The sequence below is a fragment of the Streptococcus mitis genome, assembly GCF_003942775.1.
Lineage (GTDB): Bacteria > Bacillota > Bacilli > Lactobacillales > Streptococcaceae > Streptococcus > Streptococcus mitis_CN.
On record NZ_RJNX01000009.1, the window covers coordinates 46,516 to 64,825 of the forward strand.

The window sequence follows — 18,310 nt, forward strand, 5'->3', positions numbered from 1 at the left end:
TCTTTTCTCAATCCAGCTAAAATGTGTTATAATAGTACTAATTTATTGGAATACATGAAAGTTCTTGAAAATTTTCATGTATTTCTAGTTAAGGAAGTAGGAAAAGTATGTATCCAGATGATAGTTTGACATTGCACACGGACTTGTACCAGATTAACATGATGCAGGTTTACTTTGACCAAGGGATTCACAATAAGAAGGCGGTCTTTGAGGTGTATTTCCGTCAACAGCCTTTTAAGAACGGCTATGCGGTTTTTGCTGGTTTGGAAAGAATTGTGAGTTATCTTGAAGATTTACGTTTTTCAGATAGTGATATTGCCTATTTGGAGTCTCTAGGCTATCATGGGGCATTCTTGGACTACCTCCGCAATTTCAAGTTGGAGTTGACCGTTCGTTCTGCCCAAGAAGGGGACTTGGTTTTTGCTAATGAACCGATTGTGCAGGTGGAAGGCCCTCTAGCCCAATGTCAGTTGGTCGAAACAGCTCTTTTGAACATCGTTAACTACCAGACCTTGGTGGCTACTAAGGCAGCACGTATTCGTTCAGTCATTGAAGATGAACCCTTGATGGAGTTTGGGACACGTCGGGCTCAAGAAATGGATGCGGCTATATGGGGAACACGCGCAGCGGTGATTGGTGGTGCCAATGGAACCAGCAATGTGCGTGCAGGTAAACTCTTTGACATTCCTGTGTTGGGGACCCATGCCCATTCCTTGGTGCAGGTTTATGGTAACGACTATGAGGCCTTCAAGGCTTACGCTACGACCCACAAAAATTGTGTCTTTCTTGTGGACACCTATGACACCCTTCGTATCGGTGTGCCAGCTGCTATTCAGGTGGCGCGTGAGCTGGGTGACCAGATTAACTTTATGGGTGTGCGGATTGACTCTGGGGATATTGCCTACATTTCTAAGAAAGTCCGTCAGCAACTGGACGAGGCTGGATTTACAGAGGCTAAGATTTATGCTTCAAATGATTTGGACGAAAATACCATCCTCAACCTCAAGATGCAAAAGGCCAAGATTGATGTCTGGGGCGTGGGAACTAAGCTGATTACAGCCTATGACCAGCCAGCTCTTGGGGCAGTTTATAAGATTGTTGCAATCGAAGATGAAAATGGCCAGATGCGCAATACCATCAAGCTGTCAAATAATGCTGAAAAAGTGTCTACACCAGGTAAGAAGCAGGTGTGGCGCATTACCAGTCGTGAAAAAGGCAAGTCAGAAGGAGACTATATCACTTTTGATGGCGTAGATGTTGCCAGCATGACAGAAATCAAGATGTTCCATCCGACCTATACTTACATCAAGAAGACGGTTCGTAATTTTGACGCTGTTCCTCTCTTAGTGGATATCTTCAAAGACGGAAAATTGATTTACAATCTACCTAGCTTGACTGAGATTCAGGATTATGCTCGTAAGGAATTTGACAAGCTTTGGGATGAATACAAGCGCGTGCTCAATCCTCAGCATTATCCAGTGGATTTGGCGCGTGATGTATGGCAAGACAAGATGGACTTGATTGACAAAATGCGTAAGGAAGCCCTCAGTGAAGGAGAAGAAGAATGAGTTTGCAAGAAACGATTATCCAAGAGCTGGGTGTCAAACCAGTGATTGATGCCCAGGAAGAAATTCGTCGTTCCATTGATTTCTTAAAAAGATACTTGAAAAAACACCCCTTCCTAAAGACCTTTGTATTAGGGATTTCTGGGGGACAAGACTCGACTTTGGCAGGTCGTTTGGCTCAACTAGCTATGGAAGAACTGCGAGCAGAAACGGGAGACGACAGCTACAAATTTATCGCTGTCCGCCTGCCATATGGAGTGCAAGCTGATGAAGCAGATGCTCAAAAAGCTCTAGCCTTCATCCAGCCAGATGTCAGCTTGGTAGTTAATATTAAGGAATCTGCTGATGCTATGACAGCTACAGTTGAAGCGACAGGTAGTCCTGTTTCAGATTTTAACAAGGGCAATATCAAGGCTCGTTGCCGTATGATTGCTCAATATGCCCTGGCAGGTGCCCATAGCGGAGCGGTCATTGGAACAGACCACGCCGCGGAAAATATCACAGGCTTTTTTACCAAGTTTGGTGACGGTGGTGCGGATATTCTCCCTCTTTACCGCCTCAATAAACGTCAAGGGAAACAACTCTTGCAGGAACTTGGTGCAGACCCAGCCCTTTATGAAAAAATCCCAACAGCAGACCTAGAAGAAGACAAACCAGGCCTAGCTGACGAAGTAGCCCTCGGAGTCACTTATGAAGAGATTGACGACTACCTAGAAGGCAAAACAATCAGCCCAGAAGCCCAAGCAAGAATCGAAAACTGGTGGTACAAAGGCCAACACAAACGCCACCTACCAATCACCGTATTTGATGACTTTTGGGAGTAAAAAGGTCCGGGGGACCTTTTTAGCCCGAGCCTAGAAATAAGAAAACGAGGTAACATTATGAAAGCAATTGGTACGCAAATGATACAGACAGAACGTTTGATTTTGAGAAGATTTGTGGAGAGTGATGCGGAAGCCATGTTTCAAAATTGGGCTTCGTCTCCTGAGAATCTGACCTATGTCACCTGGGATCCTCATCCTGATGTTGAAGTGACTCGGAACTCGATTCGAAATTGGGTTTCATCCTATACCAATCCCAACTATTACAAATGGGCTATTTGTCTCAAAGAAAATCCTGGGCAAGTGATAGGAGATATCAGTATCGTTGAAATGGATGAGATTGACTCTAGCTGTGAAATTGGGTATATTTTAGGAAAAAATTATTGGGGTCGTGGTATGATGACGGAGGCCTTGACAGCTGTATTGGACTTTTGTTTTACTCAAGCAGGTTTTCAAGATGTCAGAGCACGTTATGCCAGTCTCAATCCAGCTTCTGGTCGTGTCATGGAAAAAGCTGGAATGTCCTATCTAAAAACTGTTGCAAATGGGGTTGAGCGAAAAGGCTATATTGCGGACCTTATTTATTATCAGATAAGCGGGGAAGAGGAGTGAATTTTCTTTTCAGTTTCTATCAAAGTCAGACCTTGTTTGGCTTTTTTTTGCAACATTTTTTACATAACATGATTAAATTCCTATTTTTCCCTATCATTTTCCCTGTTTTTTCTGAAATTTTGGGGCTATAATAGTCCTATCAAATCAAAGAATGGAGGAAGGCAATGGATAATATAATCTTTTTTATCAGTGTTTTTCTTGCTGGAATTCTTTCCTTCTTTTCTCCTTGTATTTTACCCTTGTTACCAGTTTATGCAGGGGTCTTGTTGGATGACAAAGATGGTTCTCAGGCTTCTAGTGGAAAATATTCAATATCAGTTGTTAGTCTATTGCGAACTTTGGCCTTTATAGCGGGGATATCCTTTATCTTTATCTTACTGGGCTATGGAGCTGGTTTTTTAGGCAATTTGCTTTATGCTTCTTGGTTTCAGTATGTGACAGGTGCGGTTATCATTCTCTTGGGCTTGCATCAGATGGAGGTCTTACATTTGCAGGGGCTCTACAAGGAAAAAAGGCTACAACTACAGAGACAGGGACAAAAGGGTAAGGGCTATAGTCAGGCATTTTTACTGGGGTTGACCTTTAGTTTTGCTTGGACGCCATGTGTGGGGCCGGTTCTAGGCTCTGTTTTGGCCTTGGCGGCTTCAGGTGGCTCAGGTGCTTGGCAGGGAGCTGGTCTCATGTTGGTTTACACGCTGGGATTGGCACTACCATTTTTGGTTTTAGCTCTCGCCTCCAGCTATGTTTTGAAACATTTCCGAAAACTCCATCCTTATCTCGGAACCCTCAAAAAAGTGGGTGGTTTCCTCATTATCGTAATGGGAATCTTGGTGCTTTTGGGAAATGCTTCCATTTTGACTACATTATTTGAATAGAGAGGAAAAAGAAATGAAAAAATGGCAAACATGTCTCCTTGGAGTAGGCTCAATCTGTTGTTTGGCAGCCTGTTCGGCTAAAAACATGTCAGACGAATCTACTATGAAGGAGCAAACAAAAACAGAACAACTCAGTGCGCAAACTGCGACTAAAGGTCAGGCAGTCGCTGATTTTGAACTAACAGGTGTAGACGGCAAGACCTACCGCTTGTCTGACTACAAGGGCAAGAAAGTCTATCTCAAATTTTGGGCTTCTTGGTGTTCCATCTGTCTAGCCAGCCTTCCAGATACGGACGAAATCGCTAAGGATGCTGGAGACGACTATGTGGTCTTGACAGTAGTGTCTCCTGGTCACAAGGGAGAACAAGCTGAAATGGATTTTAAGAACTGGTACAAGGGCTTGGATTATAAAAATTTCCCAGTTCTAATTGATCCATCAGGCAAACTTTTGGAAAGTTATGGTGTCCGTTCCTACCCAACTCAAGCCTTTATAGACAAGGAAGGCAAACTGGTCAAAACGCAACCAGGTTTTATGGATAAGGATATGATTTTAAAAGAATTGAAAGAAATGGGGTAGAGAAAGGTCATGAATGATAAAGTAAAACTTTTTGTCTTGGNAGGGATTTTTTTCCTAGCCATAACCGGTTTCTATTTTCTATTGATGCGAAATGCAGGGCAGACAGATAGCTCGCAAATTGAGAAAGCATCAGTTAGCCAAGGAGGAAAAACAGTGAAAAAAACAGAAATTAGTAAAGACGCAGACTTGCATGAAATTTATCTAGCTGGAGGTTGTTTCTGGGGAGTGGAGGAATACTTCTCACGTGTGCCTGGAGTGACAGATGCCGTATCAGGCTATGCGAACGGTAGAGGGGAAACAACCGAGTACGAATTGATTAACCAAACAGGTCATGCGGAGACTGTCCAGGTCACCTATGATGCCAAACAAATTTCCCTCAAGGAAATCTTGCTCCATTACTTCCGCATTATCAATCCAACCAGCAAAAATAAACAAGGAAATGATGTGGGGCCCCAGTACCGTACTGGTGTTTATTACACAGATGACAAGGATTTAGAGGTGATTAACCAAGTATTTGATGAGGTGGCTAAGAAATACGACCAACCTCTGGCAGTTGAAAAGGAGCCCTTGAAGAATTTTGTGGTGGCTGAGGATTATCATCAAGATTATCTCAAGAAAAATCCAAATGGCTACTGCCATATCAATGTCAATCAGGCTGCCTACCCCGTCATCGATGCCAGCAAATATCCAAAACCAAGTGATGAGGAATTGAAAAAGACCTTGTCACCTGAGGAGTATGCAGTTACCCAGAAAAATCAAACAGAACGAGCTTTTTCAAACCGCTACTGGGATAAATTTGAATCCGGTATCTATGTGGATGTAGCAACTGGCGAACCCCTCTTTTCATCAAAGGACAAATTTGAGTCTGGTTGTGGCTGGCCTAGTTTCACCCAACCAATCAGTCCAGATGTTGCTACTTACAAAGAAGATAAGTCCTACAATATGACGCGCATGGAAGTGCGGAGCCGAGTTGGAGATTCTCACCTTGGCCATGTCTTTACGGATGGGCCTCAGGACAAGGGCGGCTTGCGCTACTGTATCAATAGCCTTTCTATCCGCTTTATTCCTAAAGATCAAATGGAAGAAAAAGGCTATGCTTATTTACTAGATTATGTTGATTAAGAGGGCTTTCCTAAGCAATTAGAGGAGAATTTTGCTATACTGATACTAGTAAGTGACAAAGGAGAGAAGCATGACCTATACAATCTTAATCGTAGAAGATGAGTATCTGGTAAGGCAAGGTTTGACTAAGTTGGTCAATGTAGCAGCCTACGATATGGAAATCATCGGTCAGGCTGAAAATGGAAGGCAGGCTTGGGATTTGATCCAAAAACAGGTGCCAGACATTATTTTAACTGATATCAACATGCCTCAGCTGAATGGTATCCAGTTGGCCAGTCTGGTCCGAGAAACCTATCCTCAGGTGCATTTGGTCTTTTTAACGGGCTACGATGATTTTGATTATGCCTTATCTGCTGTCAAACTTGGTGTGGATGACTACTTGCTCAAGCCCTTTTCTCGTCAGGATATTGAGGAAATGTTGGGGAAAATCAAGCAAAAACTAGACAAGGAAGAAAAGGAAGAGCAGTTACAAGATTTATTGACTGATAACTTTGAGGGAAATATTGCTCAGAAAATCCAGTCTCATCTGGCTGACAGTCAGTTTAGTTTGAAGTCTTTGGCCAGTGACTTAGGTTTTAGTCCGACCTATCTGAGTTCCTTGATTAAGAAAGAGTTGGGCCTACCTTTTCAGGATTATCTGGTGAGAGAGCGTGTCAAACAAGCCAAGCTCTTGCTTTTAACTACAGATCTGAAGATTTACGAGATAGCCGAAAAGGTTGGTTTTGAAGATATGAACTACTTTACCCAACGTTTTAAACAGATTGCAGGTGTGACTCCTCGTCAGTTTAAGAAGGGAGAAGGTAGATGAAGCGTTCTTCTCTTTTAGTCAGAATGGTTATTTCCATCTTTCTGGTCTTTCTCATTCTCCTAGCTGTTGTTGGGACTTTCTACTATCGATCTAGTTCCTCAGCCATTGAGGCTAGCATTGAGGGCAATAGCCAAACGACCATTAGCCAAACTAGCCACTTTATTCAGTCTTATATCAAAAAATTAGAAACCACCTCTACCAGTTTGACCAAGCATACGGATGTCCTAGCCTATGCTGAGAATCCTAGTCAAGATAAGGTAAAGGGGATTCGAGATTTGTTTTTGACCATCTTAAAGGCAGACCAGGACTTGAAAGCTGTGGTACTGGTCACCAAATCTGGTCAGGTCATTTCTACAGATGATAGTGTACAAATGAAAACCTCATCAGATATGATGGCTGAGGATTGGTACCAAAAGGCCATTCATCAGGGGGCTAAACCAGTTTTAACACCAGCTCGTAAATCGGACAGTCAGTGGGTTATTTCTGTTACTCAGGAACTTGTTGATGCAAAGGGAGCCAATCTTGGCGTGCTTCGTTTGGATATTTCTTATGAAACTCTGGAAGCCTATCTTAACCAACTCCAGTTGGGTCAGCAGGGCTTTGCCTTTATCATTAATGAAAACCATGAATTTGTCTACCATCCTCAACACACAGTTTATAGTTCATCTAGCGAAATGGAGGCTATGAAACCCTATATTGAGACAGGGCAGGGCTACACTCTGGACCACAAATCCTACGTCAGTCAGGAACAGATTGAAGGAACTGATTGGACGGTTATAGGAGTTTCTTCGTTGGAAAAATTATCTCAAGTTCGGAGTCAGTTATTGTGGACCTTGCTTGGGGCCAGTGTCACCTCTCTTCTTGCCTGTCTCTGCTTAGTGTGGTTCAGTCTCAAGCGTTGGATTGCCCCTTTGAAGGATTTGAGAGAAACCATGTTGGAAATTGCTTCTGGTGCTCAAAATCTTCGTGCCAAAGAAGCTGGTGCCTATGAACTGAGAGAAGTGACTCGTCAGTTTAATGCCATGTTGGATCAGATTGATCAGCTGATGGCAGATGTGCGCAAACAGGAAGAAACGACCCGTCAGTATGAACTTCAAGCCTTGTCGAGCCAGATTAACCCCCATTTCCTCTACAACACATTGGACACCATCATCTGGATGGCTGAATTTCAGGATAGTCAGAGAGTGGTGCAAGTGACCAAGTCCTTGGCTACCTACTTCCGCTTGGCGCTCAATCAGGGTAAAGATTTGCTCTCTCTTTCTGATGAAATCAATCATGTTCGCCAGTATCTCTTTATCCAGAAACAACGCTATGGGGATAAGCTGGAATATGAAATTGATGAAAATCCTGCCTTTGATAACCTAGTCTTGCCCAAGTTAGTGTTACAACCTCTGGTGGAAAATGCTCTTTACCATGGCATCAAGGAGAAGGAAGGTCAGGGACATATTAGAGTTTCTGTCCAGAAACAGGATAGAGGACTAGTCATCCGCATTGAAGATGATGGTGTTGGCTTTCAAAATGCTGGCTATAGTAGTCAAAGTCAGCTCAAACGTGGGGGAGTTGGTCTTCAAAATGTTGACCAGCGTCTTAAACTTCATTTTGGAGAAGATTATCAGATGAAGATTGATTCTGCACCCGACAAAGGGACAACGGTTGAAATATACATAAATAGAATAGAAACTAGCTAACTCCCAGTTAATTCTGGGAGTTTTATGCGTAATTGGGCAAGCTTTCTAGGTTGTCTATCTTGCTAAAAACAAGAAAAAACGATATGATAGATAATGACAAAAGAGGTATCAAGTATGAAGGAAAAAGACATTCAAAGAGAAACAAGCCAGATTGTAGAAGATGTGTTAGAAAAGGCCAATTTGAAGCAAGGATCTATCTTTGTTTTGGGCCTTTCTTCTAGTGAAGTGATAGGTGGTCAGATTGGTAAGGAATCCAGCCAAGAAATTGGGGAAATCATTGTGAAGACCATCCTAGATATCCTAGAGGAAAAAGGAATTCATCTAGCTGTTCAAGGTTGTGAACATGTCAATCGGGCCCTAGTCGTTGAACGTCAGGTGGCAGAGCAGTTTGGTCTGGAAATCGTCAGTGTCCTTCCGACTCTTCATGCAGGAGGTTCAGGTCAGTTGGCAGCCTTCAAGTTTATGCAGGATCCAGTTGAGGTTGAATTTATCAAGGCTCATGCTGGATTGGATATCGGAGATACTGCAATTGGCATGCATGTCAAGCATGTTCAGGTTCCGATTCGCCCTCTTTTGAGAGAGATTGGGCATGCCCACGTAACGGCTCTAGCTAGTCGTCCAAAATTAATAGGAGGTGCGCGTGCGCATTATCCACAAGATTCTATTAGAAAGTCGTGAGAATGAGAAAAACAAAACAACAACTAGAAAAAATTACCAAATATTCAATTCGTAAGCTAACTGTTGGGGTAGGTCCTGTAGCCATCGGGGCCTTCCTTTTTGGTGCTAGTACCCTTTCAGTAGATAAGGTACAAGCCAATGAAGTTGGCGGAGCTCATAGCGTTCATTACCGTTATTTGGCGGAGCAGGAATTGACTGAGTCTGAAAAAGCCCTGATTCACCATGAGGTTCCTACAGAATTTCAAGATGATGATATTCTATATGTAGTTTATCGCAAGAAGGCAACTAACAGTCAACAACTTCCATACACAGGAAGTAAGGAGCTAGCTCTAGCAGGCCTTGGCTTGGCAACGGCTTCTCTAGCAGTCTTTTTGGTGTCCAAAAAAGGTCGTAAAGAAGTCCTAGGTGTTCTCTTGATTAGTTCTTTAGGAGCTAGCACCTTTGTACCTTATGGGACATTTGCGTTTGAAAATAAAGAATTACTTTCTTATAACCAAACTATTTCAGCTTCTACACATGAAGGTTTAGCTGAAGGGATTATTCACATTGATGGCTATGAATACATTGGTTACTTCAAGGAAGCAGAACTCCATCCATCAAGACCAGCTTCAGCTGAACAGCCTCAGTTGCCAGTGGAAAAGCAAAGTTCAAAAGAAATCGAGAAAACAGAAGTCGTTCAAGAAAGACCTGCTGTTGCTCCGGAAACTGTCGTTGAAAAACCTGTAGTAGAGACTCTAGTTGCTCCTGCGGTTGAAGAAAAACCAGTTTCTGAGAAACCTCAGACAAGACAGGAAGAGAGCCTGGTGGAGATTCCTTTTGAAACGGTGACAAGCCCAGATGCGAATCTAGCAGAAGGACAAACGCGTATCGTCACAGCCGGAGTAAATGGTCAGCGTCGCCTTGTAACCAAAGTTTCGGTGGTCAATGGTCAAGAAGTTAGAGAAGTCATCGAAGACCAAGTTGTTCAAAATCCTGTGTCGCAAGTCATTGCAGTCGGAACTAAGAAAGAAGTGCAACCTGCACCAACTCCAGTACCGCAAGCTGAACCAACTCACCAAGTAGCTAAAGGTACGCAAGAAGAAGGCAAAGCAGGTCAAGCCTTAACGCAGCCAGAAATGCCAGAAGCTCCAGTAGAAGCAAAAGGCACCCAAGAAGAAGGCAAAGCTGGCCAAGCCTTAACACAACCTGAATTGCCAGAGGCTCCAGTTGAAGTAAAAGGAACTCAAGAAGAAGGTAAGGTAGGACAAGCTCTGACGCAACCAGAACTACCAGAGTATCATGAAGCCAAAGGTGTTCAAGAAGTAAAAGAAGGCGAGAAGCAAGGCCAAGCTTTAGTACAGCCAAAACTTCCTGAATATAAAGAACCAGTTTCAACAAAGGGAACTCAAGAACCTGGTCAAGAAGGTCAAGCACCAGTACAAGAAGTAAAACCAGAATATAAAGTAACAACAGGTACAGTTGAGAAGTCTACCGAAAGTGAATTAGATTTCACAACAGAAGTAGTTCCAGACGATACAAAATATGTGGATGAAGAAGTAGTTGAAACCCCTGGTTCTAAAGGTATCCAAGTTACGAAAACAACTTACGAAACAGTTGAAGGTGAAGAAACAGATAAAGTCCTTTCTACAACTACAGAAGTGAAAACTCCTGCCGTTTCTAAAGTCGTTAAAAAAGGAACGAAACCACTTGAAGGAACAACAGTTGAAACAAGAGAAGAAGTCATTCCTTTTGAAACAAAAGAACAAGAAGATGACACTTTAAAACGCGGAACAAGACAGGTAGCTCAAGAAGGTGTAAACGGTAAGAAACAAATTACTGAAACCTATAAAACGATTCGTGGAGAAAAAACAAATGAAGCTCCAACAGTAGAAGAAACAGTTCTTCAAGCACCTCAAGATAAAATTATTAAGAATGGTACAAAAGGTTTAGGAAAACCAACCTTAGAATGGGCTAAAACAGAAAAAGATGTCTTGAAGAAGAGTGCTACAGCTAGTTATACATTGACTAAGCCAGCTGGAGTAGAAATCAAATCGATTAAAGTAGCTCTGAAAGATAAGACTGGACAAGTTGTTAAAGAAGTAACGGTAGCTGAAAATAATTTAAACGCTACTTTAGACAAATTGAAATATTATCAAGGTTACACTCTATCTACTACAATGGTTTATGATCGTGGAGAAGGCCTAGAAACTGAAACATTAGAAGATAAAGAAATTCAGTTAGACCTTAAAAAAGTTGAAATCAAAAATATCAAAGAAACAAGCTTGATGAGTGTGGACGCTGATGGAAACGAAACAGATACTAGTTTGCTTACAGAAAAACCAGCTGATGTTGCTCCCTTATATTTGCGTGTAACCACTCATGATAACAAAACAACAAGACTTGCGGTAAGTTCTGTTGAAGAAGTTGTTGTTGATGGAAAAACATTGTACAAAGTTGTAGCAAAAGCTCCAGACTTAGTTCAACGTAGAGCTGATGATACACTAAGCGAAGAGTATGTACATTACTTTGAAAAACAATTACCAAAGATTGGAAATGTCTATTACAACTTTAAAGAACTCATTGAGGATATGCAAAAAGACCCAACTGGTGAGTTTAAACTTGGTGCAGATTTGAATGCTGCCAATGTTCCAACACCAAGTAAACAGTATGTAACAGGAACGTTTAAAGGTAAGTTGTCTAGTGATGGGGATAAGCGCTTTACAATTCATAACCTAGCGCGTCCACTATTCAACCGAGTTGAAAACGCTCATATTCATGACTTCAATCTAGGTAATGTCGATATCAACATGCCTTGGGCTAATAAGACAGCACCGCTTGGTGATATGTTTAAAAAGTCAACGATTGAAAATATTAAAGTGACAGGTAACGTAGTAGGTAACAATGATGTTACTGGTATGGTCAATAAACTGGATGAATCCAATATGCGTAATGTAGCCTTTATTGGTAACATTACAAGTGTAGGTAATGCAGGATGGTGGTCTGGTGGCCTTGTTAGCGAAAGCTGGAGAAGTAACACAGACAACTCTTACATTGATGCATATATTAAAGGGAATAAAGCTAAAGTCGGTGGCCTGGTTGCTAAATTGAATCACGGTGATAACCCAATGGACGTTAGTGCATGGGGACGTCTGAAGAATTCCGTGGCAAAAGGTACGATTGATGTGAAAGAACCTCTTGAAACAGGTGGTCTGCTTCATTCTAATTGGTCGTGGGGGCTTGCTGAAAATAACGTTACCATGATGAAAGTGAAGAATGGTGGTGAGATTCTTTACGGTTCTCGTGATGCAGAGGATGATGATTACTTTGGTGCAAACTGGGTTCGAAATAATAATGTATTCGTCAATGGTGTAAGTGAAGGTAAACAATCATATTCTCGCTCTAGTCGTTGGAAGGGTGTTTCCCAAGAAGAAGCTGATGCCAGAATTGCTAAAATGGGAATTACTGCACATGAATATACAATAACTGAACATTTTGTAGATAAGTTAAACCATAAGGCAGCAAAAGCAGATACTTACAAATCTACTCAAGATTATGACGTATCTCGTGAACTTGCTTACCGTAATATTGAAAAACTTCAACCATTCTACAACAAAGAATGGATTGTAAATCAAGGTAATAAGATTCCTGCAGATTCTAAATTACTAAATACAGAAGTTTTATCTGTTACAGGTATGAAAGATGGACAATTTGTGACCGACTTATCAGATGCTGACCATATTATTATTCATTACGCTGATAAGACGAAAGAAATTAAGGCTATTACACAAAAAGAATCTAAGGTTCAACAAGTTCGTGAATATAGTATTGAAGGATTAGGTGATGTTGTCTATACACCAAACATGGTTGTTAAAGATCGTGCAAATTTGATTAATGGTATCAAAGCTAAATTAGCTTCTGTTGAACTTGATTCAGATGAAGTTCGTAAGATTAATAACAATCCTAAGATGTTATACATGGAGGAAAGCTTCAAAGAAGTTAAAGATAATCTTGATGCTTTAGTTAAAGCTTTAGTTGAAAATGAAGACCATCAATTAAATACGGACGAAGCAGCTAAACGTGCATTGATTAAAAAAGTTGAAGATAACAAAGCTAAAATCATGTTAGCTCTGGCTTACTTAAACCAATACTATGGAATTAAATTTGACGGATTAAATATCAAAAATATGATGACCTTCAAACCTGATTTCTACGGTAAGAACGTTAACGTACTTGATAGATTAATCAGCTTCGCTTCAAATGGTAACAATCTAAAAGGTGATCAATCACACGATGCATTTAACAGAGCTCTTGCAAGTGCTACTGGTAAAGCTAACTTACACGAATTCCTGAAGTACAACATGGAATTATTCACTAGTGAAACAGATATGAATACTTGGTTCAAGAACAACATTGCAGATAACGCTTATGTTGTTGAGAAAAAATCATCAAATCCTGATTTTGCGAATAAGAAACATAAATTGTATGAAGTAATTAATAATGGACATCACGGACGTTATATTCTACCACTTCTGAATCTGAAGAAAGCGCATATGATCTTAATTACGACCTATAATACCATTGCGTTTAGTTCATTTGAGAAATACGGTAAGAACACAGCAGAAGAACGTGAAGCGTTCAAGAAGCAAGTTGATTTACGTGCGCAAGAACAAATCAATTATTTAGACTTCTGGTCACGACTTGCTGCAGATAATGTACGAAATAATCTTCTTAAGAGTGAAAATATGGTACCATCTGCAATTTGGGATAACCATGATGTACCAGGTTTGGGATGGGTTGACCGTATGGGACATACGAAGAAAGGTGATTTTGCTCCAATTCGTGAATTCTATGGTCCGACTGATAAGTGGCACGGATACAATGGAATGGGTGCATACGCTTATATCTTCCAAAATCCACAACCACAAGAGGCTGTATATTACATCATCTCTAGCATGATTAGTGATTTTGGTACATCTGCATTCACTCACGAAACAACTCACATCAATGACCGTATGGCCTACTTAGGAACTTGGCGTCACCGTGAAGGAACAGACGTTGAAGCCTTTGCTCAAGGTATGTTACAATCACCATCAGTCTCAAATCCAAATGGTGAATATGGTGCCTTAGGATTAAACATGGCGTATGAACGTCAAAATGATGGTAATCAATGGTATAACTATAATCCTAATATGCTAGATAGTCGTCAGAAGATTGACCATTACATGAAGAACTATAATGAATCAATGATGATGCTTGATTACTTAGAAGCTGAAGCGGTCATTAAGAAAAATGAAGGAACCAATGATAAGTGGTTCAAGAAAATGGATCGAGAATGGCGTTCGAATGCTGATCGTAACAGTCTAAAAGGTGAACCACATCAATGGGATAAACTTCGTGATTTAAATGATGAAGAGAAAAACATGAAGTTGACAACGATTGATCAATTGGTAAACAATAACTTTGTTACTAAGCATGGAATGCCTGGTAATGGACGTTATCGTTCAGAAGGTTTCGACACTGCTTATCAAACCGTTAATATGATGGCAGGTATCTATGGTGGTAATACAAGTAGAAGTACTGTAGGTTCTATTTCATTTAAACATAATACATTCCGTATGTGGGGTTACTTTGGTTATCTCGATGGTTTCTTAGGATACGCTTCTAATAAATATAAAGATGCTGCTAAGAAAGAGAACAATGGTTATGTTGGAGATGATTTCATCATTAAGAAAGTTTCAAATGGAAGATTCCAAAACTTAGAAGAATGGAAAACTGCTTGGTACCATGAAGTACATGAGAAAGCTCAAAAAGGCTTTGTTGAAATTGAAATTAATGGTGAGAAAATTTCAACTTATGCAAGGCTTCAAGAATTGTTTGATGAAGCAGTTGAAAAAGATCTCAAAGCGAATGGATTTGGAAATACAGTTGGTCTGAAAGAGAAAGTTTATAAACAACTCTTACAAAAATCTAATGGATTTGCTGGTGATTTATTCACTAAAGCATAATCAATAGTAAGAAAATAATAAAAAGGTAGATCAGCTTTGTCTGAATCTGCCTTTTTTATGTTTTTAAAGTCTTTGGTTGTTAAATTACAAGCATAATTATTGAAAAAATGAATCTAAATTAGTTTTCTAAAAAGTAACTGAAGTGGGAAGTAATTCTTTATTTTATGGATAGTGAGATCGTTCAAACAACTTGCAAAAATAGCTTAAAAATTATAAAATTAATGGTATAGTGTTTTATAAATATATATAAAAATCAATATAATATAATGCTGAGAAAGAAAGAGTTATTATAAATGAAGAACAAGATTACTGTTAAGTCCCTTGAGAATCAGAAAAAAGAAAAGATCGTGCGTTTCTCCATTCGTAAATATAGTTTTGGTGCAGCGAGTGTAGCGGTTGCTGCCTTTTTAATGTTTTTAGGAAATGGGGCAGTTTCTGCGGATCAATTGAAAGTAACTGAAGAGACTTCTAGTAAAATAGAGTTGGCTCGAGAAGGTGGGGATAAGGCTGAAAACCAGAGTGAGTCAAAAATCAGTAAACCAGAATTATATAAAAATCAACTTGCAAATTATGTTGGTGAAATTGAAGGTAAGATTTCGAGTGGAGCCTACACCAATAAGACTGAGGAAAGTGTAGCGAGTCTAGCTGCTGAGTTAGCTAGTGCAAAAGCGACATTAGCGAGCGCGAGCACGCAAGAAGAGTTGACGAACGCCTATCAAAAACTAGTAACTGCTGTTAACTCAAAACTAAGAAATAAGCCGGTTGAGAAAAAAGAAATTGTCTCAACAGATACTACTGAGGGTAAAGAAACAGTTGGTATCGAAGCTGAGAATACTGAGAAAGCATCAGAATCAAATGCGATTGAAAATACAGGAGCGAATGATTCCCGTAATGGAAGTAAGATTGAAGCAGATACTACATTCCGTGCAGCTGTCAATCAAGATCCAAAGGTAGATTTCACGTTCTCGATTCCAGCTGAGAAGAAAATCTATATCTATAATGAAGAGCATTTCTCATTAGAAATTCCAGTATATTCCGAAACAGGAAAGATTCGCTATGCAACTATTAAGAAAGGATCACGACAAAGATTTCCTAATGTTGCAGGTACGGATAATGACTTGGATGTTGAATTTGGATTCACAGCTAGGGTAATAAACCGAGCGGAAACAGCAGGAGTAACATCGGATGCGAGTCAAGCAAATCCTGCAAAAATCGTCATTACGGGTCGTCCAAATGATGTGCTGAAAAAACACAGAGATTATACAAAACAAGAAACCCAAACATTAAACATTGGTACTCGTTATGTTCAGGTAGTTGATGACCAAGGTAGAGAAAATCTTAAAAAAGGGGATAGTATTACAGATCCAGGGTATTTCTACTTAGTATTAAAAGCTCAATCTAAAAAATACGCCCTAAGATCTCAACCTACAGATGAAAAAATTTCTGTAAGTAGTTTAACAAATCCAACGGCAGAAGACTTGCAAAAAATCAAAGATAGTATTCAACTAGAATATTCAACAACGAACGAAGATGCAAGGTTTGCTGATAAACGTGGAACTTTGGTAGAACATCCTGAGGACGTTATCCAATCGGTTAATATCGTTGGGAATAACATTGTTGTTACATTTACAGACGGCTCTACGAAGACGAAACCAGTAGGAGAGATAGTTAGAAAAAATACTCCTCCGACTGTTAATCTGCCATATTCAAACGAAGCGAACAGAAATATTTATATCTATTCTGGAGAAGAGACAGATCTAACATTCACTGCAACGGATGAATCTAAGATTAAAGATCTAAAACTTCGTGGTCCTGGTGACGTTAACTACAATAACGCAACTAGTTATGGTTTAGCAGTAGGAAATGTTGTTGATAGTGCAGTTACTAGTGGAGAAGGTACTGTTTCTGAAGATAAGAAAACAGCAACAATTAAAATGACTGGAACTACTAACTTAAGAGATGGTCAAAAGTGGACAAGTGTTATCGTTGCAAAAGACGACAACAACGGAGAAAGTGCACCTTTCAACGGAAGAATCAATGCAACTACTAATCCAGCAGAACGTCAAAAAATTGAAGGTTATGTAGAGTTTCTTGTAAAAAATCAAACATCAAAATATGATATTAAGACTCCAGAAGGAACAGTGAGTGTCGTAGACCCTGCGAATGTAACTGAAGAAGAATTCGAAAAAATTAAGGAAAAAGTAAAAATCGAATACTCTCAAACTAACGATGATGCAAATCTTACAAGCAAGAGAGGAAAAGCTGTCGATAATCAAACAACAAGAATTTCTACGATTACAAAAGATGCTAATGGAAATCTTGTTGTGACCTATAAAGATGGTTCAACTGATACAAAACCTTTATCAGAGTTCACAAGTTTAAATAAACAACCTGCAATTGATGTAGTTAACAAAGCTGCTGAAGATAAGATTGCAGAGATTAATGCGAATACAAATGCTACTGCAGAAGAAAAAGCCACTGCAATCGAAAAAGTTAATGCCGATAAGACGAAAGCTTTAACAGCGATTAATGATAACTCGGTAACGACAAAAGCTGCATTAGATAATGCCAAAACATCAGGAACAACAGCGATTAGCAATGACAATCCTGTATCCACTAAGAAAGATACGGCAAAAGCAGCTATCGATACAGCTTTAAGAGAGAAAGAAGCAGCAATCGATGCAAATAATGCCTTAACAACAGAAGAGAAGAATGCAGCAAAAGCAGATGCACAGGCAAAAGCAACTGTAGCGAAAACAGCAATTGATAATGCGACAACAAACGCAGCAGTGGACTCAGCCAAAACGTCAGGAACAACAAGTGTAAGTTCAGTAACGCCAACAGCGGTAGCGAAACCAGCGGCTAAGAAAGTAATTGAAGACGCGCTGAGATCGAAAGTAGCACAACTTGATGCAAGAAATGATTTAACAACTGAAGAAAAAGCAGTAGCAAAAGCAGATGCACAAGCAAGAGCAACAGCGGCAAAAGCAGCTATCGACAATGCGACAACAGATGCAATTGTAGATAGTACTAAAACAGCAGGTGTTGCTGATGTAGAAAGTGTTAACCCGCAAGCAAGTCAAACAAAAACAGAAGCAAAAACAGCAATCGACGAAGCGTTAAAAGCAAAGGAAGCAGCGATTGATGCAAACAATGACTTAACAGACGAAGAGAAAACTGCAGCGAAAGCTGACGCGAAAGCAAAAGCAGACGTAGCGAAAACAGCAATCGATAACGCAAAAACAAACGATGCGGTAGAACAAGCTAAGACTGCAGGAACAACAAGTGTAGACTTAGTCACTCCAACAGCGCAAGCTAAGCCAGTGGCTAAAAAAGCAATAGACGATGCGCTTAAAGCTAAGGAAGCAGAAATCGATGCGAACAACGACTTAACAGCTGAAGAGAAAGCAAAAGCTAAGGAAGATGCAAAAGCGAAAGCAGACGCAGCGAAAACAGCAATCGATAACGCAACAACAAATGATGCAGTTACTCAAGCAAAAAATGATGGGGCAACAAGTGTAGACTCAGTCACTCCAACNNCNGTAGCTAAGCCAGCAGCTAAAAAAGCAATAGACGATGT

General features: G+C 40.2%; 11 protein-coding genes. All 11 read left to right on the top strand.

Going from position 1 to position 18,310, the window contains the following annotated elements; all coding sequences use genetic code 11:
• The first annotated feature begins 107 nt into the window (after positions 1-107).
• Positions 108-1,568 (top strand): nicotinate phosphoribosyltransferase, encoded by a 1,461-nt coding sequence (locus D8848_RS09875; protein ID WP_125443735.1) that lies wholly within the window; start codon positions 108-110, stop codon positions 1,566-1,568.
• Positions 1,565-2,389, top strand: coding sequence for an ammonia-dependent NAD(+) synthetase (gene nadE, locus D8848_RS09880; protein ID WP_125443737.1), 825 nt, complete (start codon positions 1,565-1,567; stop codon positions 2,387-2,389). Before D8848_RS09875 ends, nadE begins: the two co-directional genes overlap by 4 nt.
• Positions 2,390-2,446: 57 nt before the next feature.
• Complete coding sequence (locus tag D8848_RS09885; protein WP_125443738.1) at positions 2,447-2,998, top strand: GNAT family N-acetyltransferase; 552 nt, start codon at positions 2,447-2,449, stop codon at positions 2,996-2,998.
• Between the two features lie 164 nt (positions 2,999-3,162).
• Positions 3,163-3,873, top strand: a complete 711-nt coding sequence (gene ccdA2, locus D8848_RS09890; RefSeq protein ID WP_125443740.1) for a thiol-disulfide oxidoreductase-associated membrane protein CcdA2 — start codon at positions 3,163-3,165, stop codon at positions 3,871-3,873.
• A gap of 13 nt (positions 3,874-3,886) precedes the next feature.
• On the top strand, positions 3,887-4,450 hold the full coding sequence (locus D8848_RS09895; protein ID WP_125443741.1) for a redoxin family protein: 564 nt from the start codon (positions 3,887-3,889) through the stop codon (positions 4,448-4,450).
• A 9-nt stretch (positions 4,451-4,459) separates the two neighbouring features.
• Positions 4,460-5,572, top strand: a complete 1,113-nt coding sequence (gene msrB, locus D8848_RS09900; RefSeq protein ID WP_125450670.1) for a peptide-methionine (R)-S-oxide reductase MsrB — start codon at positions 4,460-4,462, stop codon at positions 5,570-5,572.
• A 70-nt stretch (positions 5,573-5,642) separates the two neighbouring features.
• Entirely contained in the window at positions 5,643-6,380 is a 738-nt protein-coding gene (locus tag D8848_RS09905) for a response regulator transcription factor (RefSeq protein ID WP_125443745.1), read from the top strand.
• On the top strand, positions 6,377-8,068 hold the full coding sequence (locus D8848_RS09910) for a cache domain-containing sensor histidine kinase (protein ID WP_125443746.1): 1,692 nt from the start codon (positions 6,377-6,379) through the stop codon (positions 8,066-8,068). Before D8848_RS09905 ends, D8848_RS09910 begins: the two co-directional genes overlap by 4 nt.
• Before the next feature lie 114 nt (positions 8,069-8,182).
• Entirely contained in the window at positions 8,183-8,746 is a 564-nt protein-coding gene (locus tag D8848_RS09915) for a TIGR01440 family protein (RefSeq protein ID WP_049521452.1), read from the top strand.
• A gap of 2 nt (positions 8,747-8,748) precedes the next feature.
• On the top strand, positions 8,749-14,730 hold the full coding sequence (locus D8848_RS09920; protein ID WP_125443748.1) for a ZmpA/ZmpB/ZmpC family metallo-endopeptidase: 5,982 nt from the start codon (positions 8,749-8,751) through the stop codon (positions 14,728-14,730).
• Between the two features lie 293 nt (positions 14,731-15,023).
• Positions 15,024-18,310 (top strand): sialic acid-binding adhesin (locus D8848_RS09925; RefSeq protein WP_125450671.1); only part of this gene is annotated, 3,287 nt, incomplete at its 3' end.